Source organism: Limnothrix sp. FACHB-406 (genome assembly GCF_014698235.1).
Lineage (GTDB): Bacteria > Cyanobacteriota > Cyanobacteriia > CACIAM-69d > CACIAM-69d > CACIAM-69d.
The window spans coordinates 73499-95367 of the sequence record NZ_JACJSP010000008.1 but is presented as its reverse complement, the minus strand read 5'-3'; the positions used below and the strand labels follow the sequence as shown (position 1 = coordinate 95367).

Genomic DNA, 21869 nt, shown 5'->3' with positions numbered 1-21869 from the left:
TCTGCCTCAGTCTTCAGGGGTGTAATTGGGAAACTCAGTTTCACCAGCAAAAACACAATTTACTTTCAAAATACGATCGCCAGTTTTCTCAACTCTGAGCAATGTCCAATCGTATTTCTCTGCCATGTTGCGACATTTTTGTGGATCGGTGGCGGCATGTCGCGACTCTGGCATTTCCTCCGCTTCTGTGGATGTTGATGGATCAACCATGTTGGCAAAACTACGGGAAGGATAAGTTCTGTTATTTAAAGGATAACCCCAGCCGATCGCCCTGAATGAGCAACCAACTGGGGTCAAGGCATCGGGCAGCTCATCACCACCCGATCGCCCTAGGAAACTGAAACTAAACCGTTGCGGCTACCTTTTCCTCGGCGGGGTTGGCATTCGCTTCCGGTGTGTTCGCTTCCGACGGCGGCACGACTTGCCAGAACTTGGGCAAGCTATTCGCCCAATCGGCCAGGATCGCCTTCGCCTTCGGGCTGCCGGTCTTTTCGGCATGGGCTTCGATCAGCGTTTTCAGTTGCTCTTCGCCCGCCGGGGTGCAAACCCGCTGGATCTTGACGATTTCGCCGTTCACCTTGCCGGGGAAGCTGCCGTCCTCGTCGTAGCAGTAGGCCAAACCACCGGTCATGCCCGCGCCCACGTTGCGACCCGTGGAACCGAGTACCACGATCGTGCCGCCGGTCATGTATTCGCAGCAGTGGTCGCCTGCGCCCTCGATCACCGCTTGGCCCTTGGAGTTGCGCACGCCGAACCGCTCACCGGCCCGACCGCTGGCGTAGAGCACGCCGCCCGTGGAACCGTAGAGGCAGGTGTTGCCGACGATCGCATTGTGTTCCGGCGCAAAGGTGGCTTCGGCGGGCGGCCGGACGATGATTTCACCGCCGTTCATGCCCTTGCCCACGTAGTCGTTGGACTCACCAATCAGCTCCAGGGTCATGCCGTTGATGTTGAAGGCTCCGAAGCTTTGGCCGGCGCTGCCCACGAAGGTGAGGTGCAGATGGCCTTCAAAGCCCTTGTCGCCGTAGCGCTTGGCGATGTTGCCGGAAACCCGCGTGCCCACGGAGCGATCGGTGTTGATGATCTTGATCGTCTTTTGCACCGTGCCCTGGTGGCGGATCGCCCGTTGGATGTCCTCATCGCCCAGGATTGCGTTGTCCAGCACCACATCGTTGCTGTGGGGGCGGGGGCTGTGGTTCAGCCAGGCGCGATCGCTCCGGCTGTCGGGCAAATTGGTCAAGATCGACAGGTCGATCGCCTGGGTCTTGGTCAGGCTGGCATCTTCGCGCCGCTTCAGCAGGTCAGCGCGCCCAATCACCTCATCCAGGCGACGGAAGCCCAACCGAGCCAGCAACAGCCGCACTTCCTGAGCCACGAAGTAGAAGAAGTTGACCACATGATCCGGAATGCCGGGGAACCGCTTGCGCAGGTTTTCCTGTTGGCTGGTCACGCCCACGGGGCAGGTGTTCATGTGGCAAACGCGGGCCATGATGCAGCCCTCGGCGATCATCGCGATCGTGCCGAAGCCGAATTCTTCACCACCCATCAGCGCCGCCATCAACACATCCCAGCCGGTCTTGAAGCCGCCATCGACGCGCAGAACGACGCGATCGCGCAGGCCGTTTTCCATCAGGGACTTGTGCACTTCCGCCAAGCCCAATTCCCAGGGGCTACCGGCGTGCTTGATTGAGCTGAGGGGCGAGGCTCCCGTGCCGCCGTCGTGGCCGGAAATTTGGATCACGTCGGCGTTGGCCTTGGCCACCCCGGCGGCCACCGTGCCGATGCCCACTTCGGCCACCAGCTTCACGGACACCTTGGCGCGCGGGTTGATTTGGTGCAGATCAAAGATCAGTTGGGCCAAATCCTCGATCGAGTAGATGTCGTGGTGGGGCGGCGGCGAAATCAGGGTTACGCCGGGCTTCGATCGCCGCAGCATGGCAATGTAAGGGCTGACCTTCTTCCCGGGGAGCTGACCGCCCTCACCGGGTTTCGCCCCTTGGGCCACCTTGATTTCGATTTGCTCGGCGCTCATCAGGTATTCCGGGGTCACGCCAAAGCGCCCCGAAGCCACCTGCTTAATCGCGGAGCTGGCCGTGTCGCCGTTCCGCAGGCCCTTTAGGTGCGGGAAGGTGGCCGACAAGCCGTTTTCGTCCACATCATTCAGGGTGGTGTAGCGGCGCGGATCTTCGCCGCCTTCGCCGGAGTTGGACTTGCCACCAATCCGGTTCATGGCGATCGCCAACACCTCGTGGGCTTCCGGCGACAACGCCCCGAGAGACATACCGCCCGTGCAGAACCGCTTCAGAATCGATTCGATCGACTCCACTTCGTCCACGGAAATCGGGCTGCGGCTGGTGTCGAAGTCCAGCAAGTCCCGCAGGGCCGTGGGCGTGCGCTGCTGCAAATAGCGCTTGTAGACGCTGTAGTGGTCGTAGGCTTCGGTGCTGAGGGCTTGCGCGCCGGGCATCCATTCACCCTCGGGCGTTTGGGCCTTGAAGGCATCCACGGCCTTGTGTAGGGCCTTGGCCATTTCCGGCGAATTCATGTGGTATTCGCCACCCTTGCGGTACTGGACGAAGCCCATGTTTTCCAGCTTCTTGGCCGTCAGTTCGGGGAAGGCGGTCGCATGGAAGGTCATCACCTCCTGGGCCAGTTCCGCCACGCCCAAGCCACCAACGCGGGACGGCGTGCCCACAAAGGCCAGGTCGATCAGCTCGCGGCCAATCCCGATCGCCTCGAAAATTTGTGCCCCATGGTAGCTAGCCAGCAGCGAAATCCCCATCTTCGAGAGGATCTTCAGCAACCCGGCTTCCACGGCGGCCCGGTAGTTGGCCTGGGCCTGCTCGATCGAGCAGGCCGGCAACTTACCGCTGCCCATCAGGTTTTGGGTGCGATCGCTGTTCCACCAATGGCGGATGCTTTCCAGGGCCAGGTAGGGGCAAACGGCGCTGGCCCCGAAGCCCACCGCACAGGCAAAGTGATGCGTGCTCCAACATTGGGCCGTGTCCGCCACGATCGACACCTGCATCCGCATTCCTTGGCGGATCAAGTGGTGGTGCACCGAGCCGATCGCCACCAGCGGCGGAATGTAGGTGGTGTCCGGCGACAGGCCATCGGTGCGATCGCTCAGGATCAGGATTTCTGCCCCGCCTTGCACCGCCGCCACGGCCCGTTCTTGCAGGGCTGTAATCGCTGCCCGCAGACCCGCCGGGCCATCGGCCGTGCTGTAGAGCGTTGAAAGGGTGACCACTTGCATTCCGGACTCGGACAGCTTGCCCAGTTCCGTTTCATTCAGCACGGGCGAGCTAATCTTCAGCAGGCGGGCCGCTTCCGGAATGGGATTCAGCAGGTTGCCGCGCCGTCCCAGGTGCATTTCCAGCGACATTACCAGCTTTTCGCGCAGGGGGTCGATCGGTGGGTTCGTCACCTGAGCAAACCGCTGCTTGAAGTAGTCATAAAGCAGGTGGGGGCGAGTCGAGAGCACTGCCAAGGGGATGTCATCGCCCATGCAGTAGGTCGGCTCCTTGCCGTTGGCCGCCATGTCCACAATCACCAAATCAATATCCTCGGCGGTGTAGCCAAAGGCCGTTTGGTGTTGCAGCAGGCGACCCTCATCCAGGGTTTTATCGGTGGCGAAGGGTTGGGCGGTCAACTGTTGTTGATGGTCGCGCACCCAGTCGCCGTAGGGATGCTGGCGAGCCACCTTCAGCTTCAGATCCCAATTTTTCAGGACTTCACCGGCTTCCAGATCCACGGCGATCGCCTGGCCGGGGCCGAGACGACCCTTTTCGAGGATGTTCTCGATCGGGATGTCCACCACACCGGCTTCCGAGCCAACGATGATGTAGTCATCGCGGGTGATGCAGTAGCGGGCGGGGCGCAGACCGTTGCGATCGAGCGTTGCGCCGACGATCTTGCCATCGCCAAACACCAGCAGTGCCGGGCCATCCCAGGGTTCTTGCACCCCGCGATAGTAGTTGTAGTAATCGACGATTTCCGGGTAGTCGGCCAAATCCGGCTGATTTTCGTAGGCTTCCGGAACCAGCAGGGTGACGGCTTCCAGAATGCTGCGGCCCGATCGCACCAACAGTTCCAAGGAATTATCCAAGTTGGCTGAGTCGCTGTTTTCGTAGCTGACGATCGGCTTGAGGGCGTTCAGCTCCTCGGTTGTCCAATTTTCATGGGCCAAATCCGCCTGTTTGGCCAACATCCAATTCAGGTTGCCCAGCAGAGTATTGATTTCGCCGTTGTGGCCCAGCATCCGCATCGGTTGCGCCAGGGGCCAGCGGGGCATCGTGTTAGTGCTGAAGCGTCGGTGGTAGACCGCCCAAGCGCTGGTGTAGTCCGGGTTGGTCAAGTCTTGGTAGAAGCGACCCAAAACCTCCGATCGCACCATCCCCTTGTAAATAATCGTGTGGTTCGAGAGGGAGCAAGCGTAGAATCCTACGGACTGGGATGTGACTTTTGTATCATCCTCACCGAGGGCCTTCACCACCGCATTTCCGAGCCGACGGCGCAGTTGGTAGAGTTGCCGTTCCAGGGCATCGCCGGTTAGGGTGGATTCAATAATCACCTGCTCGATCGTCGGCAGGTTCTCGCGGGCTTGGATGCCCAGCACCTCGGGGCGGGTGGGCACAACACGCCAACCCAGCAGGGTCAAACCGACCTCCGCGATCGTTGTGTCAATGGCGGCCTTGGTTGTGGCCAGCTTGTCCGCATCCAACGGCAGGAACAACATCCCCACCGCCGTGCGATCGCGATCGATGGTCTTGCCTTCGGTGGCGGCCCACTGCTCAATCAGGGTCCAGGGAATTGCCGTCATCACCCCTGCGCCGTCGCCCGAGTCGCGATCGGCACTGCAACCGCCCCGGTGCTCCATGCAACCCAGGGCGATCAGAGCTTTCTCCACCAAGTCGTGACTGGCTTGGGCCTGGCGCTGGGCAATGAAGCCTACGCCACAGGCATCGCGCTCCTCAGTCAGGTAGCGCAACCCGGATTCCGGCATTACCGGCAACGGATTGCTGGAAAACACAGGGGCTTGGCTGGTGCGGTCACTCATAGTGGATCGGGTGGACTAGGCGATCGGGGTGAATAAAAAAACAGACAGCGAGGGCGATCGAGCCACAGCGGCAATCAGGTAGCCGCTGCTGAGATCGATCAAGTTAGAGTCGATCGGATGCGATCGAAACTACAGAGTTTGCGTTATGACTGGGTTAAAAGACCGTCTGTTGAGCTTGGTCTTGAGTCCCCGGCAAAACGACCGGAATACATAGCCAGAGGGCCTTACTGATTGTCCGGTGAACGCGGTTGCACTGGTTGTATTGGCAACTACTGATTAGCACTGATCGGTAACGATCGTGTCAATCGCTGGCGGAACCGGCATCGGGAGCACGGGGTTAGCACGCGGGCGATCGACTTCAATCCCATGACCCAGGGCCAAAACCGCTGGAAGCAGAACCAGTTAACCGCGATTGGGTTGGTCGGATCGGAAGATTGGTGCGCACATCCGCCAGCACAAATCGTCATTCATCGAGTCGTACAGATGACTGGGGAGTGAGGGGGTGCACCAAAATGATTCGAGCCTTCAGGATAGTCAGCAAACCCAATTCTAAAGAAACTGTAGCGCTTTAATCTAGATCGGCCCTTGGCGTTTATGCAACTGATCGGCCAACGAATGTTGATCGAATGTTGATTGGACTCGATCTGAATTGCTAACTCAGTTGCCTAAACTGCTCGTTGGGTTGCTCATCTTTGCTGCCATTTCCCCGCGAGCGAAGAGACCCGGATGGGTTTCCTAGTCCCAATCCTGCCGTTGTGCAGATCCCTGGCGGCGATTCGACCCGATCGCGCTACACTTTTGCCAGGGTTGGCTGAGCCGCCCCGCGACCTGCGCCCTTCATTTTCGCGTCCCTGCTGTCCCATGCCCATTGCCGTTGGAACGATCGAAACCCTTGGCTTTCCCTCCATCCTGGCCGCCGCCGATGCCATGGTGAAAGGCGGGCGCGTCACCCTGGTGTTCTTTGACAAGGCCGAAAAGGGCAACTTTTTCATCACCATTCGCGGCCCCGTCTCCGAGGTGGAGCGGGCCATGGAAGAAGGGATCAAAGCGGCGAAAGCGGTTTATGGCGGTCAGGTAATGAGCCACTACATCATTCCCCACCCCTACGAAAACACGGAGGGCGTGATGCCGATCGACTACACCCCCGAAAGCGAACCCCACCGCGTCACCTAAACTTTCAATTATTTTTCTGTTCAAGCGAAAACGGGAATTGGATCAAGGGATCTGAGATCGCAACGCTGAAATGGTCAAGGTGGAGCTACATCGTGATTGCTCAAATTCAGCCTTCATTTCCGTCTCAGTTCATGACCGCTGCGGAGTATTTGGCTTGGGAATCTGAGCAGCCCATTAAGCATGAATATATCCATGGGCAGGTGTATGCCATGGCTGGCGGAACCTTGCCCCATAACGATATTGCGGTGAACTTAACCAGCGCCCTGCGGTTGTTTTTGCGGGGGACAGGCTGCAAAGTGCGGATGGCTGATGCCAAGGTGCAGGTCAGCGCTGCCGGGCCATACTTTTATCCCGATTTAGTTGTGAGTTGTGACGATCGCGATCAACGGGCGATCGAGGCCATCAGTTATCCCAAATGCATTGTTGAAGTGCTATCCCCCAGTACCGCTGGGTTCGATCGCGGCGACAAATTTCGCTACTATCGCCGCATTCCAACCTTGGAAGAATACGTGCTAATCGATGCGGAAAAGGTGGGAGTTGATTGCTACCGCAAAACGAGCGCGGGGAAGTGGGAATTAACCGCATATCCTGACGATGAAGCCGATCCGAACCAGCCGATTCTTGAGCTGGTGAGTCTCAATTTTGCTTGTCCGCTGTCGTTGGTTTACGAAGAAGTGGAACTGAGCCAAGCGATCGATCCAAATCCCACAGATTCCACTCGATCGGCTGAGTCATGATCGCCTGTCTCTGTTCAGCTCAGTTGTGCTCGATCGCCCTCTGCGCCGCCGCCACTGGCACAAGATAGGCGACTTATGCTCCTATGGATGAATTGCTGGGAGAAACGACATTCTAGCTTCGAGGAGTAATCAATCTTCAGGTTTCAAAACTCCCGCTTCCAACTGATCGAGATAGATAAATTCTGGTGCTTTCACACCGGCTTGTTTGCGGATTTCTACCAACTTCGGTGACTCAAAAAACGTCCTAGCATCTTGAATTGAAGTCCAATGGGAGAAGTGAACAATCTTGTTAGGATCGTATTCATCTCGCAATACCTGATAGGAGCGCTCGCCTGCCTCTTGGCGAAGGTTGGCAGCGCCGTCAAAAATCGCTTTCCAAGTGGCGTAATCTTCCACTTCATGAATGATCAACACATGGGCCATGATGCAATCAACCTCTTGCACGAATATCACAAATATTAGGTGAAAAATCCCCAAGGACACCTAGGAGATGGCGCGATCGCCCATCGGCGCTTGGTGTTGCAAGAGGTGAACTACGGCTTGAGTGCGATCGCGCACGCCCAGTTTTTGCAAGATGGCATGGACATGCACCCGCACCGTGCCGGGGGCAATGTGTAAGGTTTGGGCAATGTCTTGGTTGCTTTGGCCTTGAGCAATCAGATGCAAAATTTCCTGTTCCCGGTGGGTGAGTTCCTCGATCGCCCCCGTGGCCAGGCGATCGCCCCGACTCGTGACGGTTTTGGAAACGCTAGATTCCCCCGATTGAGCCATGGCCGCTTGGATTTGGCTGGTGGCCAGGTCATCCCACCAGGAGGCCCCGGCGGCGATCGATCGCATCGCCAGAATCAACGTTTCGGCGCTGATCCCCTTGCGACAATAGCCGCGTGCTCCGGCGGCCACCAACCGGGCGATCGCGTCGGGTTCAGCACGGGAGGTGAGAACCAACACGGGCAAAGCGGGCTGAATCTGCACCAGTTGCCGACAGGTTTCCACGCCGCCTAGCCCCGGCAACCCAATATCCAGCAGTGCCACATCAAAACATTGTTGGCGCGCCAGCTCGATCGCCTGTTCGCCATCGGCCGCCGCCGCCACCTGCCAATCGGCTTCCTGCTGGAGCCGGATCGTCAGCCCCAGGCGAAATAGCTCGTCGTCTTCAATCAGCAGAATTTGCATGGACTGCGGGGGTAATTGGCGGAGGACAAGCGGCCAGCTCCACCAGGAAGGTTGCGCCTTGGGGCGATCGATTCTCTGCCCAGATTCTACCGCCGTGGGCTTCGATGATTTGGCGGCTGAGATAAAGACCCAACCCCGAGCCGGTGAGCTGGCGATCGCTGCCCGCTTGATAGAACCGATCGAACAGCTTGGGCAGCGCCGCCGGGGGAATCCCGGGGCCCGAATCAGAAACTTCCAGCCGATGGCAAGACCCGAGCGATCGCAACTGCACCAAAATTTGCGAGTCGCGCGGCGCGTGGTTGAGGGCATTCAGCAGCAAATTATCGATCGCCCGTTCCAACTGCAAGGCATCGGCTGCCACCCAAAAGCTGGCCCAAAAGCCCGAATCGCCGCGCTCCAGCCGAATCGTGACGCGCCGCCCCGCCGCCAACACCCGCAACGGCGCGATCGCCCGTTCCGCCAACTCTCCCAACTCCCAAGGCTGGCGATCAAGCAAGACCCCTTCCGCGTCGTTGCGATAAATTTCCAGGACGCTTTCCAGCAGGCGCAAGCTGTTGCGATGACTGCGTAACATCACTGCCAACACCTGTTGCTGTTGTTCGGTGGCGGGGCCCAGTTGTTGGGCTTGGAAGGCTTCCAGGGTGGCGATCGCCCCAAGTAGCGGCGTTTTCAGGTCGTGGGTCAAGGTGGCGGCAAAGTCTTCGCGCAGTTGGGCGAGCTGGCTTTGGGCGGCCAGTTGGGCCTGTTGTTGAGCCAGCCGGGTGCGATCGCGCCGGGCCCGATCGCTCAACAGGGCCGTGACCAACAGGGCCAAACAAACCAATAACCGATTGGTGATGGCGGCCGGTGAACCCATCGCCCCGGCCGGCACCCACAGGTTGAGCAACACCAGCCCGATCGCCCCCAGGGTGACGACCATGGTGGTTTTGGGCCGGCCATAGGCCCCCACCAGCCCGACCGGAACTACATATAAATAGCCCAACACGTAATCGGTGGGGGTCAAAAATTCAGCGGCGATCGCCAGCACCGTCCAAAGCACCGTGGCGCTGCCGATCCAAACCCGTTGCCGGGCCAAGGGAACTGATGGGGTCGATCGCCGAGTCATGGCATTGTCCTGGGGTTAGCAGTGGGAGCGATCCGGTGGCGTTTATAAAGATCATCTCGTAGGTTGGGTTGAGGCACGAAACCCAACGCCTGTAACCCTTGCATTGATCGCGTTGGGTTTCGCACAGCTCAACCCAACCTACAGGACTAAACGGTTGGTATAGATCGACGATCGCCTAGGCCGGATGTTTAGACCGATTGATAGATGGCGGATGCGGGGCGATCGCCCGACGATTGAGAGGATTCCCCAGCGCCCGCGATCGGGTGGATGGGGGTCTGGTCTTTCGTCCGATCGAGTGGATCGGGTCTTTATGCTATCGGGCTGGTTGCAAATTGCCCTGACGTTGTTGATCGTGGGGGCGATCGCCCCATTTTTAGGGCGCTACATGGCGCGGGTATTCCAAGGGCCGGACTGGCTGCCCGAACGCTGGCTATACCGGCAAATTCGCCACCGCACCGATGAGCCGATGACCGGCGGGCAATATCTGCGGGCGGTGTTGGCCAGTAACTTGGCGATCGCTCTAGTGGGGTTTGGCGGGTTTTGGCTGCAAGACCGCTTGCCCCTGAATCCCACGGGTGTGGGTGCGCCCAGTTGGGACTTGGCGGTGCATACGATCGTCTCCTTTCTAACCAACACCGACCAGCAACATTACTCGGGCGAAACGGCGATTAGCTACGGTTCCCAAGTGGGAATTTTGGGCTACTTGATGTTCTTCTCGGCGGCCACGGGGCTGGCCGTGGGGATCGCGTTTATTCGCGGCCTAAGTGGGCAACCCTTGGGCAATTTCTATCGGGATTTGACGCGATCGATCACGCGGGTGTTGTTGCCCCTGTCGATCCCGATCGCCCTGTTGCTGTTGCTGAATGGTGCGCCGGAAACCCTAGCTGGGCCAGCAATGGCTAGCACCTTGGAAGGGACAACCCAGGCGATCGCCCGCGGCCCCGTGGCCCACTTTGAAGCGATTAAACAACTGGGGGAAAACGGCGGCGGATTCTTTGCCATTAACTCCGCTCACCCCTTTGAAAATCCCAACAATTTCACCAATAGTTTAGAAATTGTGGCGATGTTGCTAATTCCCGTGGGGTTGATTTTTACCTATGGGGAAATCAGCCAAAATCGGCGACAAGCTTGGTGGTTATTTGGCTTGGTGGGCAGCATTTTTGTGGGCTTAATTGCCCTCAGTGCGATCGCAGAGTGGCAAGGCAACCCGACCCTGGCTCCTGGCCCCAACTTGGAAGGCAAAGAACAGCGCTTTGGTTGGGCCCAAACGGCTCTTTGGGCAGTCACCACCACGGCCACCATGTGCGGCGCTGTGAATGGAATGCATGATTCCCTGATGCCGGGGAGTGGTTTGGCCACCTTGCTGGGTTTGTTTTTGCAGATGGTTTGGGGCGGCCAAGGCACTGGCACGGCTTATCTGTATGTGTTCCTGATTTTGACGGTGTTTTTAACCGGCTTGATGGTGGGTCGCACGCCGGAATTCCTAGGCCGCAAAATCGAAAAACGGGAAATCATTTTGGCCAGTGCGATCTTGCTGGTTCACCCGGTGTTTGTGTTGATTCCCGGGGCGATCGCCCTGGCCTTTCCGGAGCAATTGGCGGGCATTTCCAACCCCGGCTTCCACGGGGTTTCCCAGGTGATTTATGAATACGCCTCGGCAGCGGCCAACAATGGCTCGGGCTTTGAGGGCTTGGGTGACGGGACACTGTGGTGGAACCTGTCGGCAACGGTCAGCATTTTGGCGGGGCGCTACCTGCCGATCGCGGCGTTGCTGTTGCTGGCGGACGGCATGGCCCAAAAGCAACCGGCTCCGGCCACCTCGGGCACGCTCCGCACGGACACGTTTTTGTTCACGACGGTGACGGGCGTAACGATTTTGATTTTGGGCTTGTTGACCTTTTTCCCGGTGTTGGCCCTGGGGCCGATCGCCGAAGGATTCGCCCTGCGTTAGGTCGCTTCGTAATTTCCCAAGACCCTGATTCCACGATCCCGAAACCGTTGAAGACAAGGAATTTTATCTAACGGCTTTAAAGTCTTCAATTAAAACAGAACTTTTTTGCACAAACTAATTTGTCACAATAAAGTATATTTTGTGATAATAAATAATTTTGCTTTTGCCTCATGAATGCCTATTTTGCTCTCAATTCAATTTCATGACTCCTGATCATCATGAGTGCTAAAATAAAAGAAGTGTTTGAGTGTTTTTGTAGCTCACTGCTACTAATCAAAAACTTTTTCTGGATATTAAAATCAATGCAGCACTATAACAGTTACTCTCAATGTGGTGAAGATGCTGTTCTAAGGCATTTACTGTCAGTATTAAGTATTGATATTAGGTGTCCTGGTTTTTATGTAGATGTTGGAGCGTTTCACCCATCTCTCTACTCAAACACAAACTTCTTGTACAATGTCGGCTGGAAGGGAATTAACATTGATCCTAACCCCCACTCCATTGCTTTATTTGAGTCTGCAAGACCAAGAGATATTAATTTGAATTTTGGCGTAGGAAACACATGTGGCCTTGAAAAATTACATATGTTTTCTGATGGTGCAGTTAACACATTCTCCGATGCTATGGCTCAGGGATTTAAAGACTCAGGATTTCACTACCTGGGATCAAGATTAATTGAAATGCGAACACTCAACTCAATTCTTGACCAATATCTTCCCCCTAAACAATCAATAGATATCCTGGATATCGATTGTGAGGGTCTAGATGAGGAAATTTTGTGGTCATTTGATATTCAACGATTTTGCCCGAAAATTCTTCTTGTAGAAGCTCATGGATTTGATTTCTCTAAGCCCCTTCAGCATCCAGTGTTTAGATACATGGTTGGTCAAGGGTATAAGGTTGAGGCTAAGGTTGGTCCAACTTTAATTGCATCTCATAATTGAAGACCTCGACAAAATTTGTGAGATAATAATTTTTTTGATAGTTAATCACTTGGGTCACAAAATTTTACTACTTTGTCATTACTTAAGGCACTACTAAAAACTTTGGTTTTAGTAATTAAGTTTTCTTTAAGTTCGCGCTCTCAGTAAGCCTGCTTTCTCGGTAAGTCCGCTTTTCTGGTGTTGACCCTGGGGCTGATTGCCGAAGGATTTGCCCTGCGTTAGGTCGCTCCCTATTTCCCAAGACCCTGATTTCACTATCCCGAAACCGTTGAAGACAAGGGGCTTAAGCCCCTTGCCCCGGGTGGTGGAGCCGTTAATCCATTCAGCGCTTTTGTTAGGAACCGTCTGTTTATGAACAGTCTTGCAAATAAGATGCGGCGCACTCCGGGCGGCCCCCGATCGCAACGTCGCCACACGCCCAAAGTCAGTCACCAAGGGTTATATGGCCGCGCCATTCAGCAGGCCTTTTGGAAGCTCGACCCGCGCCAGGCGGTGCATAACCCGGTGATGTTCGTGGTCTGGTTGGGCACGGTGGTGACGCTGTTGGTGACGATCGCCCCGGATTTGTTTGGCCCCGTGGCCGATCCGAATGCCCGGGCCGTGAATGGCGCGATCGCCCTGATTTTGTTGGCGACGGTTTGGTTTGCCAACTTGGCCGAGGCGATCGCCGAAGGTCGCGGCAAAGCCCAGGCCGATGCCCTACGCGCCACCAAAGCAGACACGATCGCCCGGCGGTTGTTGCCCGATGGCAGCGAAGAAGCCATATCTGCATCTCGGTTGCAACGGGGCGATCGGGTACGGGTGGCCGCGGGCGATGTGATCCCCGCCGATGGGGAAGTGTTGGCCGGGGTGGCTTCGGTGGATGAGTCGGCGATTACTGGCGAGTCGGCTCCGGTGCTGAAGGAGCCGGGATCGGACACGGCCAGCAGCGTCACGGGCGGCACGCGGATTGTGTCCGACGAGCTGACAATTCGCGTCACCGCCGATCCGGGGCAGGGGTTTATCGATCGAATGATTGCCCTGGTGGAAGGAGCCGAGCGCCGCAAAACCCCCAACGAAATTGCCCTCACGGTGTTGTTGGCGGTGTTGACCCAGGTGTTTTTGTTGGCGATCGCCACCTTGCCGCCCGTGGCTGCCTATGTGCAAAGTCCCGCCAGCATTGCGATTTTGATTGCCCTGTTGGTGGCCTTGATCCCCACCACGATCGGGGGGCTGTTGAGCGCGATCGGGATTGCCGGGATGGATCGGGTGGCCCAGTTCAACGTGATCGCCACCTCGGGCCGAGCCGTGGAAGCCTGCGGCGACATCAACACCCTGCTGCTGGACAAAACCGGCACGATTACCCTCGGCAACCGCCTGGCAGAACAGTTCATTCCCGTGGGCGGCCACCCGATCGACACCGTGGCCCGCGTGGCCTGGGCCGCCAGTTGGTTTGACCAAACCCCCGAGGGCAAGTCGATCGTCCGGCTGGCAGAAAAACTGAGCGATCGCCCCAATCCCACGCCGGAAGCCGCCACGGGCCTGGACTTTTCCGCCCGCACCCGGATGAGCGGCACGGATTTGCCCGACGGCACAGAATACCGCAAGGGCGCGGTGGATGCGATCAAGGGATTTGCTCGATCGCGCGGTGGCTCGATTCCCGCCGATTTGGACGCGGCCTTCGAGCAGGTGTCGCGGTTGGGGGGCACACCCTTGGCAGTTTGCGAAAACAACCAAATCTACGGCGTGATCTATTTGAAAGACATGATCAAACCCGGCATCCGCGAGCGGTTTGACCAACTGCGGCGAATGGGAATTCGCACCGTCATGCTCACGGGCGACAACCGGATCACCGCCGAAGTGATTGCCCGAGAAGCGGGGGTGGATGACTTCATCGCGGAAGCCACGCCCGAAGACAAAATCGCCGCCATCCAACGGGAGCAAGCCCAAGGCAAGCTGGTGGCCATGACTGGCGACGGCACGAACGACGCGCCCGCCCTGGCCCAAGCCAACGTGGGGGTAGCCATGAACTCCGGCACCCAAGCGGCCAAGGAAGCGGCGAACATGGTCGATCTCGACTCCGACCCCACGAAGTTGATCGACATCGTGACGATCGGGAAGCAACTGCTGATGACCCGGGGAGCCTTGACCACCTTCTCGATCGCCAACGACGTGGCCAAGTATTTCGCGATTATCCCGGCCCTGTTTGCCTCGATCGGGCTGGGGCCCCTGAACGTGATGGGCCTGACGAGTCCCAACTCGGCGGTGCTGTCCGCCTTGATCTACAACGCCCTGATCATCCCGGCGCTAGTGCCCTTGGCCCTGCGGGGGGTGGCGTTCCGGCCCCTGTCGGCCGATCGCCTCTTGCAGCGCAACATTCTGGTCTACGGCCTGGGCGGCACGATCGCCCCGTTCATTGCAATCAAGGCGATCGATGTGGCAATCGGCCGCTGGGTCGGTTGAGTTCGTTATTAATGCCCTCATCCCCCGGCCCCTTCTCCCAAGGAGGGCGAAGGGGAGAAAAGATTGCCCCTCTCCCGACCTGGGAGAGGGGTTGGGGTGAGGGCAATCCAAGGAACCGTCCCGTAGGTCAAGCAAGCATTTGAGCGTTTATCCAGCCGGAGCCTAATTTCCATGAAAACCCTGTTGCACCATTCAGCACCGGATCGATCGCCCGATCGCCGCCTCACGCCTTGGGTGCGCTGGAGCCTGCGCTGGGGCCTGGCTTGGCTCGCCGCCCTCGCCGCGATCGCCCCGGCCACGGCCGCCGCTACGGGCCAAGCCCCCCTGAACAGCGGCCAACTGGGGGCGATCGCCCTGTTGGGCCTGGCCACCATTGCCCTGTCGATTTATCTGTTCGTGGCGATTTTTCAACCGGAGCGGTTTTAGATCATGGACTTCCTACGCGAAATGGGGCGATCGCTGCGACTGTCGGCGGCCCTGTGGTTGTTGACGGCGGTGATTTACCCGGTGATTTTGTTGCTGGCGGGGGCGGCCCTGCCGTTCCAGGCCAATGGCAGCTTGCTAACGAATGCTCAAGGTCAGGCGATCGGGTCAGCCCTGATTGGTCAGCCCTTCACGAGCGATCGCTACTTTTGGCCCCGCCCCAGCGCGATCGCCTACAGCACCGATCCCCAGGTGGCCAAAACCGGCATCTCTGGCGCAAGCAACCTGGCCCCCACCAACCCGGCCCTCGCGGAACGGATCGCCACGGAAAAACAGCGCCTCCAACAGGCCGGCATCGAACCCACGGGCGATTTGCTCTACAGTTCCGGCTCTGGTTTGGATCCGCACATCAGCCCCGCCAGCGCGATCGCCCAGCTCGATCGGGTAGCCCGCGCCCGGCAAGTCACTCCCGACCAACTGCGGAGCCTGATTGACCAAGCCACCGATCGCCCGTTCCTGAATCTGTTTGGCGAGCCGGGGGTGAATGTGCTGAAGCTGAATCTCGCCCTCGATCGGCTCAATCGTTAGGAGACCGGCAGAGGAACCGCCGCTTCCCAACTTGTAATGGCGATTTTTTAAGATTGAGGTGCGGGGCTGGCCCTGCACCTCATTCTGTGCGTTGATAGCAGGATTCATTGACCTGATTTCGTTTTTGTTGCTCCCCTATTTCGCTCAAAAAACTCATGTTCGCTCGCTTCTCTGAACGCACCTTTCATCGGGTTCGCTGGGTGCTGACGATCGGGTGGTTAGGCACGATCGCCTCCCTGTTTTACGACCCCTTTTCCTCCGCCTTGACCCGCTGGGAACAAACCTGGAGTCCGTTTCGGGTTGACCCCACCCAATGCGTCACCGTCCAGGGCAACTGCTTGCCTGAGCAGCCCTACCCGATCGGGACTTCCCTGTTTTGGGGGATTGTGGTTCCGGCGGGGATTTTGATTTTGTTGGTGTTTGGCCACGAGCTGTGGCGGCGGATTTGCCCCCTGTCGTTTTTGTCGCAAATTCCCCGGGCCTTGGGTTGGCAGCGACAACGCACCAAAACCGACCCGAAAACCGGCAAGGTGAAATCGGAACTGGCCAAGGTGAAACCCAATTCCTGGCTGGGGCGTAACTATCCCTATTTGCAATTTGGCTGGCTGTTTGTGGGCCTGTGCTTGCGGATTTTGGTGATCAATTCCGATCGCCTGGCCCTGGGCCTGTGGCTGTTGGGGACGATCGCGATCGCCATTGCGGTGGGCTATTTCTACGGCGGCAAGTCCTGGTGTCAATATTTTTGCCCGATGGCTCCGGTGCAGCGGGTTTATGGCGAACCGGGCGGCCTGTTTGCCAGCAAGGCCCACACCAGCGAAACGCCGATTACCCAGTCCATGTGCCGGACGATCGACCCGGAAGGCAAGGAACGCAGCGCCTGTGTGGCCTGCCAAAATCCCTGCATTGATATTGACTCCGAGCGATCGTATTGGGATGACATCACCGATCGCACCACCCGCTGGCTCTACTACGGCTATGTGGGCTTGGTGGTCGGCTACTTTGGCTATTACTACCTCTACGCCGGGAACTGGAACTACTACATGTCCGGCTATTGGGCGCGGCAAGCCGACGCGATCGGCCAATGGCTGAAACCTGGTTTTTATCTGGCGGGCCAGGCGATCGCGATTCCCAAACTGCTGGCCGTGCCCTTGACCTTGGGGCTATTTACGGTGCTGGGCGTGGCGATCGGACTGGCGGCGGAGCGGGCGATTCGGCAACTGTGGGCCGGCAGCGCCAAGTTGCCCCGCGAAGTGCTGCAACACCGAATTTTCACGATCTGCACCTTTGCGGTGTTCAACTTCTTCTTTATCTTTGGCGGCCGGCCGATCATCACCCAACTGCCCTATAAAGTGCAGTGGTTGTGGGATGTGTCTCTCGTGCTGCTCAGTGCCTTTTGGTTGCAACGGGCCTGGGCCCGCAGCCCCCGGCTTTATTCGTTGGAGAACTTGGCCAACCGCTTCCGCAAACAGTTGGTGAAAATGCGGTTGGATGTGGCGCAATATTTTGAGGGCCGGTCGATCGACGATCTGAACCCCCACGAGCTGTATGTGCTGGCCAAAGTGCTGCCCGGCTTCACCCAAAATCAACGGCGGGAAGCCTACAAAGGCGTGCTGCGCGAATCCTTGGAAGAAGGCTTTACGGACACCGCCAGCAGCTTGGAAGTATTGCGGCAATTGCGTCAAGAGTTGGATATTTCCGATGATGATCACCGGGAAATTCTGGCCCAGTTGGGCGTGGAAGATCCGGCCCTGCTCGATCCGAACCGCCAACGCAGCTTGGAAAATCTGGTGCGCTTGACGGGCTATCGGCGCGCTCTGGAGCGGACGATCGCCCTGCAAGAAAATCGGGGCGGCCCGCGCCAAAGTGCCCTGGAATCCTTGGCGGTCAACCCCGAGGAGTTGGCGGCCCTGCGGTTGGAATATGGGATTAGCGCCAGTGACGAAGAACGGGCGATCGCTCAGCTCGATCGCGTCCAGGCGGCGGAACAGCGGGGCGATCGACTGATCGCGCGGCTGACCGTGGAGGTCGATCGGTTCCGCCGCTTGCACCAACCGCAACTGCTGGCCCAGCCGGCCCTGTCGTCGTTGCTCACGGTGTTGCGATCGACCGTGCGCCACCAGCAGGAGTTGGTGATTCGCGGGCTGCTGGAAATTCTGGAGCGGTTGGGCAACGACCCGGTGGCCGAGCGGTTTGCCCAAACCCTCAGCACCTTGGCGGCCGTGACCCTGCCGGATGTGCTAGCCGATCCGGACGATCGCTGGAGCGATCGACTGACTCCCGAGATTTGGCAGCAGCTCAATGCACCGGGGGGCGGCGCTTGTGCGATCGACCTGCCCGCTTCGGACATTGCCGATGACCTGGCCCATTTGCTGGGCGAGGTGGAAATGCCGCCCACGGCCCAGGCGGTGGCCCTGTTTGGCTTAGCGCGGGTCGATCGGCCCCGGGCCGTGAGCTTGGCGCGGGATTGGCTGGCGGCTCCTGACCCGATCGTGGCGGACACGGCCCAACGGGTGGTGGATGCCGACCCCGATCGGCCCCTGCTGTTGGTGGATTGTCCGACCCTGGAAAAATTGGCGGCCTTGGCCAATACCGATTTCTTCGCGGATTTGAACGGGCAATTGCTGCTGGAGGTGGCGGCGCGATCGGAAGTCCGCAGCTACCGGGCCGGCGCTGAAATCGTCGAGGCGGGCGACACCTGCCGCGAACTGCTGGTGTTGATCGAAGGCGACGCGCAAATCACCCGACCGGGCGAGCCGGAGCCGACCGCGTTCCATCCGGGGCAAGTGCTTGATGAGCTGGAAGTGCTGGCCCATTCGGAGCAAACGGGCACGGTGGTGGCCCTGTCGGAGCCGACGCGAATTTTGGCCATGCCGGTCGATCGCTTTGATGACCTACTGGATCAGGATCGCGAGCTGTCCCGCCGGGTGCTGGAGCTAGAAAGCCGCCGTCTGCAACAGGTCTTGAGCCTGCGATCGACCCTGGCGACCGCTGGGGCCGTGGGCTAACCGTTCCGATCGCTGGGGCTGCATGGCCAAACGGCATCAGCCCAATGCCATGAACTGAATAGTTGAAAGGGGGGGCGCATTTCGGTGCGCCCTTGCTTTTGGGGCGATCGCCCTATGGCTGGTGATTGCTGGGAGCTGGCCCGTTAGCTTTCCTGTCCGTTGCCTGGCCAGAATGCGGCCGATCGCCTAATCGCCCGATCGCCCCGTAATCGACAGGCCATCCACCACGATCGAGGGTGTGTAGCAAGAGCCGTTCCATTCCGCATCTCCCCCCAGCGCCACCACCTGTTTCAAGGCGGCATAAACATTGCCCGCCACCATGGTGTCCTTGACTCGGCCGACAATTTGCCCCTGCTCCACCCAAAAGCCCAGGTCAATATTCACGGAAAAATCTCCGGAAATGCCTGCGCCGCCACCCAACATTTGGTCAATGATCAGGCCCGAGGGCAAATTGGCAATCAGTTGCTCCAAACTATCTTGGCCGGGGGTAATTACCATGTTGAACAGGCCGGGAGCCGGATAGCTGCCCAAGCCGGGCCGGAAACCGTTGCCGGTGGTGCCAATGCCCAGGCGGCGGCCGGTTTTGCGATCGGCGTAGAAACTTTGCAGCACCCCGTCTTTCACAAAATCAATGGCCCGGGTGGCCGTGCCTTCGTCATCAAAGGGGCAACTGTAGGGCCCCGCTTCGGGCTGCTGAGACAGGGTTACTCCCCCATCCAAGACCCGATCGCCCAGGCGGCTGCCTTCCAACTTGCCCGTTTGCCCACCCCAAGGCGAGGCTCCTTCGAGGGCTTGCTTGCCATTGAGGGCGGCTTGGACGGTTCCCCAAAGCATGTCGGCGGCTTTGGCTGTGAACAGGACGGGCAACCGGCCGGTGAGGGTGGCGGCGTTTTGCCGAGACCAATCGAGCCGCTGCACCACCTGTTGGGCGATCGCGATCGGGTCGAGTCGATCGCGCTGGGTTTGTCCATCGGCCACATATAAAAAGTCATCGCCCCGCACCCACTCGGCGGACAGGTAACAGCCCAAGGTGGTGTCGCTGTAGCCACAGTCGAGGCCGCGGGAGTTCACCAATCGGGTGGTTTCCACATCCGCTTCCCACTCCGCAGAACAGAGCACATCGGGATGGCGATCGCGAATATGGGCGATCGCGCTTTTGCCCCACTCAATTAACTGTTCCACGGCGATCGCCTGGCCCAAGTCTGGGTAGTGGTCGGCGGCGGCGCTGTCAGCCAGTTCAATGTCTTCCGGGTCGTTCAGCGCACTGAGGGCGATCGCTCGTTCCACCAAGGCCTGGGCATCCACGGGCCCATAGGCCACCGCCAGGCCGGGCCGACCATTTTTCCAAAGCCGCAGGGCCGTGCCCGCGGCCTGGGCGCTTTCAATTTGCTTCAGGCGGTTTGCTTCAAAGGAAACCGGCCGCGATAGGGACTGGGATTGATAAACTTCAGCGGCTTCGGCACCGGCCCGCTGGGCTAAATCGAGTAATTGCTCCGGTTCGATCGCACCTGTGGCGATTCCGTTGGTTGCAGAAACTTCCGGCCACTCAGCAGCACCCATAGGGCAATTCACAGGGGCAATTGACAACATCACTGCGGCTTTTGGGATTAGCACAGGGTCGGCCAGGGGCCGGCCAACACCAAGGGAGCCACGCGGGCAACCCCTCATTTCACCAGCGATCGTGCGCCAGCAAAACCGCGCCAGACCGCAACGCTGCCCCAAATTGTACCGTTGCGGGGGCCGCGCAACCCGCCCATTCCCGGCCCAGTCCTCCGAAAGTCAAGGGGGCGATCGCGAATCGATCGCCCAAGATTCTAGAAGCGATCGCGCCGTCTGCTAGATTTGATACCCTAGCTGGAATACATTTCGCCAACCCGCTCAATCACCCCCCGAATTCGCTCTGCAAAACGAATTCTAGGGTTATCTATATGAGCGATCGCAAACCTCGATTCGAGCCAAGGAGCAAGCAAGCGCAGTGGACATTCAATTGGGACGAGGCAAAACCGCTCGCCGGGCCTACGGTATTGATGAAATCGCCCTGGTGCCGGGGGGCCGCACCGTTGATCCAAACGTCACCGATACCCGCTGGACGATCGGCGGCATCGAACGCACGATCCCGATTATTGCCAGCGCCATGGACGGCGTGGTGGATGTCCAAACCGCCATCAAGCTGGCCCAGTTGGGGGCATTGGGCGTGTTGAACCTGGAAGGGATCCAAACCCGCTACGAGGATCCCGAACCGATTCTCGATCGGATTGCCTCCGTCGGCAAAGATGAATTCGTGCCCTTGATGCAAGAACTCTACGCCGAACCGATCAAAGAAGCCTTGATTGCTAAGCGAATTCAGGAAATGAAGGCCGGCGGCGGCATCGCAGCCGTCAGCGCCACCCCGATCGCCGCCCAAAAATTCGGCAGCGTGATCGCCGAAGCCGGAGCCGATATCCTCTTTATCCAAGCCACCGTTGTTTCCACCAACCACGTCTCCCCCGAAGGCGTGACCCCGCTGAACTTGGCAAAATTCTGCAAAGAAATGCCGATGCCCGTGGCCCTGGGCAACTGCGTCACTTATGAAGTGACCCTGCAACTGTTGGAAGCCGGAGCCGCCGCCGTGTTGGTGGGCATTGGCCCCGGTGCGGCCTGTACCTCGCGCGGGGTGTTGGGCATTGGTGTGCCCCAAGCGACTGCCGTGGCCGACTGCGTGGCCGCTCGCGACGAATTCCACGCCAAGACGGGTAAATACGTGCCGATTATTGCTGACGGTGGCTTGGTGACCGGCGGCGACATCTGCAAGTGCATCGCCTGCGGAGCCGATGCGGTGATGATTGGCTCGCCCTTTGCGCGGGCGGCCGGTGCGCCGGGTCGCGGCTTCCACTGGGGCATGGCCACGCCTAGCCCCGTGCTGCCCCGGGGGACGCGAATCAAGGTGGGCACAACGGGAACCCTGGAAGAAATCCTGATCGGCCCCGCGAAGTTGGACGACGGAACCCACAACCTGTTGGGCGCACTGAAGACCAGCATGGGCACGTTGGGAGCCAGCACCCTGAAGGAAATGCAGCAAGTGGAGGTGGCCGTTGCGCCGTCGCTGTTGACCGAGGGCAAGGTGTATCAGAAGGCCCAACAGTTGGGCATGGGCAAATAGTCGATCGCCTGCTGAGGTTGTCGATTCGTCTCAATTTATAGGGCGATCGGCCACAATCCTTATCGAGAGGCAAACTCAGCGTATAGAATAGAGGTATAGCGGAGACGCATGTTTCCGTTCACTCCTCACA

At 58.7% G+C, this 21869-nt stretch carries 15 protein-coding genes; 9 read left to right on the top strand and 6 right to left on the bottom strand.

Features of this window, described 5'->3' with window-relative positions; translation table 11 throughout:
* Positions 1-6 precede the first annotated feature (6 nt).
* Positions 7-297 (bottom strand): hypothetical protein, encoded by a 291-nt coding sequence (locus tag H6G53_RS10120; RefSeq protein ID WP_199309205.1) that lies wholly within the window; start codon positions 295-297, stop codon positions 7-9.
* A 46-nt stretch (positions 298-343) separates the two neighbouring features.
* A complete protein-coding gene (locus H6G53_RS10115; RefSeq protein ID WP_190532565.1) occupies positions 344-5059 on the bottom strand; it encodes a glutamate synthase-related protein in 4716 nt (1571 codons plus the stop codon).
* Between the two features lie 861 nt (positions 5060-5920).
* On the opposite strand from H6G53_RS10115, the gene H6G53_RS10110 reads away from it, so the two are divergent.
* Together H6G53_RS10110 and H6G53_RS10105 are read left to right on the top strand one after the other, a co-directional pair.
* Positions 5921-6232: a carbon dioxide-concentrating mechanism protein CcmK gene (locus tag H6G53_RS10110; RefSeq protein WP_099531705.1), complete on the top strand. Its 312-nt coding sequence runs from the start codon at positions 5921-5923 to the stop codon at positions 6230-6232.
* Positions 6233-6324: 92 nt separating this feature from the next.
* Complete coding sequence (locus tag H6G53_RS10105) at positions 6325-6969, top strand: Uma2 family endonuclease (RefSeq protein ID WP_370567805.1); 645 nt, start codon at positions 6325-6327, stop codon at positions 6967-6969.
* 129 nt (positions 6970-7098) lie between these two features.
* On the opposite strand, the gene H6G53_RS10100 is transcribed toward H6G53_RS10105, so the two are convergent.
* From H6G53_RS10100 to H6G53_RS10090, 3 genes are read right to left on the bottom strand one after another with little or no spacing between them, the layout of a single operon-like run.
* Positions 7099-7392, bottom strand: a complete 294-nt coding sequence (locus tag H6G53_RS10100) for a putative quinol monooxygenase (RefSeq protein ID WP_190532562.1) — start codon at positions 7390-7392, stop codon at positions 7099-7101.
* Between the two features lie 60 nt (positions 7393-7452).
* Positions 7453-8142, bottom strand: coding sequence for a response regulator transcription factor (locus tag H6G53_RS10095; RefSeq protein WP_190532559.1), 690 nt, complete (start codon positions 8140-8142; stop codon positions 7453-7455).
* A complete protein-coding gene (locus H6G53_RS10090; RefSeq protein WP_190532556.1) occupies positions 8123-9247 on the bottom strand; it encodes a sensor histidine kinase KdpD in 1125 nt (374 codons plus the stop codon). The genes H6G53_RS10095 and H6G53_RS10090 overlap by 20 nt, the downstream gene beginning before the upstream one ends.
* 310 nt (positions 9248-9557) lie before the next feature.
* Between H6G53_RS10090 and kdpA the strand changes: the two genes are divergently transcribed.
* From kdpA to H6G53_RS10060, 6 genes are all read left to right on the top strand, one after another.
* A complete protein-coding gene (kdpA, locus tag H6G53_RS10085; protein ID WP_190532552.1) occupies positions 9558-11198 on the top strand; it encodes a potassium-transporting ATPase subunit KdpA in 1641 nt (546 codons plus the stop codon).
* A 218-nt stretch (positions 11199-11416) separates the two neighbouring features.
* Positions 11417-12142, top strand: a complete 726-nt coding sequence (locus H6G53_RS10080; RefSeq protein WP_190532548.1) for an FkbM family methyltransferase — start codon at positions 11417-11419, stop codon at positions 12140-12142.
* Positions 12143-12493: 351 nt separating this feature from the next.
* Positions 12494-14584 (top strand): potassium-transporting ATPase subunit KdpB, encoded by a 2091-nt coding sequence (gene kdpB / locus H6G53_RS10075; protein WP_199309204.1) that lies wholly within the window; start codon positions 12494-12496, stop codon positions 14582-14584.
* A 171-nt stretch (positions 14585-14755) separates the two neighbouring features.
* Positions 14756-15010 carry a K(+)-transporting ATPase subunit F gene (kdpF, locus tag H6G53_RS18545; protein WP_199309203.1) on the top strand — a complete coding sequence of 85 codons (255 nt, stop codon included), beginning with the start codon at positions 14756-14758 and terminating at the stop codon, positions 15008-15010.
* Positions 15011-15013: 3 nt separating this feature from the next.
* Positions 15014-15595 (top strand): K(+)-transporting ATPase subunit C, encoded by a 582-nt coding sequence (gene kdpC, locus H6G53_RS10065; RefSeq protein WP_190532546.1) that lies wholly within the window; start codon positions 15014-15016, stop codon positions 15593-15595.
* A gap of 155 nt (positions 15596-15750) precedes the next feature.
* Complete coding sequence (locus H6G53_RS10060) at positions 15751-18600, top strand: cyclic nucleotide-binding domain-containing protein (protein WP_190532543.1); 2850 nt, start codon at positions 15751-15753, stop codon at positions 18598-18600.
* Between the two features lie 186 nt (positions 18601-18786).
* Here the strand turns inward: H6G53_RS10060 and H6G53_RS10055 are convergent, their stop codons facing one another.
* Complete coding sequence (locus tag H6G53_RS10055; protein ID WP_190532540.1) at positions 18787-20160, bottom strand: TldD/PmbA family protein; 1374 nt, start codon at positions 20158-20160, stop codon at positions 18787-18789.
* A gap of 415 nt (positions 20161-20575) precedes the next feature.
* Here H6G53_RS10055 and H6G53_RS10050 point away from each other — a divergent pair, with 415 nt between their 5' ends.
* Complete coding sequence (locus H6G53_RS10050; protein ID WP_190532537.1) at positions 20576-21739, top strand: GuaB3 family IMP dehydrogenase-related protein; 1164 nt, start codon at positions 20576-20578, stop codon at positions 21737-21739.
* The last annotated feature ends 130 nt before the right edge of the window (positions 21740-21869 follow it).

What these genes read in the sequence shown, in the direction of transcription:
- H6G53_RS10115 (WP_190532565.1), bottom strand. Translation starts at nt 5,059, where the DNA reads ATGAGTGACCGCACCAGCCAAGCCCCTGTGTTTTCCAGCAATCCGTTG.
- H6G53_RS10110 (WP_099531705.1), top strand. Translation starts at nt 5,921, where the DNA reads ATGCCCATTGCCGTTGGAACGATCGAAACCCTTGGCTTTCCCTCCATC.
- H6G53_RS10100 (WP_190532562.1), bottom strand. Translation starts at nt 7,392, where the DNA reads ATGGCCCATGTGTTGATCATTCATGAAGTGGAAGATTACGCCACTTGG.
- H6G53_RS10095 (WP_190532559.1), bottom strand. Translation starts at nt 8,142, where the DNA reads ATGCAAATTCTGCTGATTGAAGACGACGAGCTATTTCGCCTGGGGCTG.
- H6G53_RS10090 (WP_190532556.1), bottom strand. Translation starts at nt 9,247, where the DNA reads ATGACTCGGCGATCGACCCCATCAGTTCCCTTGGCCCGGCAACGGGTT.
- kdpA (WP_190532552.1), top strand. Translation starts at nt 9,558, where the DNA reads ATGCTATCGGGCTGGTTGCAAATTGCCCTGACGTTGTTGATCGTGGGG.
- H6G53_RS10080 (WP_190532548.1), top strand. Translation starts at nt 11,417, where the DNA reads ATGAGTGCTAAAATAAAAGAAGTGTTTGAGTGTTTTTGTAGCTCACTG.
- kdpB (WP_199309204.1), top strand. Translation starts at nt 12,494, where the DNA reads ATGAACAGTCTTGCAAATAAGATGCGGCGCACTCCGGGCGGCCCCCGA.
- kdpF (WP_199309203.1), top strand. Translation starts at nt 14,756, where the DNA reads ATGAAAACCCTGTTGCACCATTCAGCACCGGATCGATCGCCCGATCGC.
- kdpC (WP_190532546.1), top strand. Translation starts at nt 15,014, where the DNA reads ATGGACTTCCTACGCGAAATGGGGCGATCGCTGCGACTGTCGGCGGCC.
- H6G53_RS10060 (WP_190532543.1), top strand. Translation starts at nt 15,751, where the DNA reads ATGTTCGCTCGCTTCTCTGAACGCACCTTTCATCGGGTTCGCTGGGTG.
- H6G53_RS10055 (WP_190532540.1), bottom strand. Translation starts at nt 20,160, where the DNA reads ATGGGTGCTGCTGAGTGGCCGGAAGTTTCTGCAACCAACGGAATCGCC.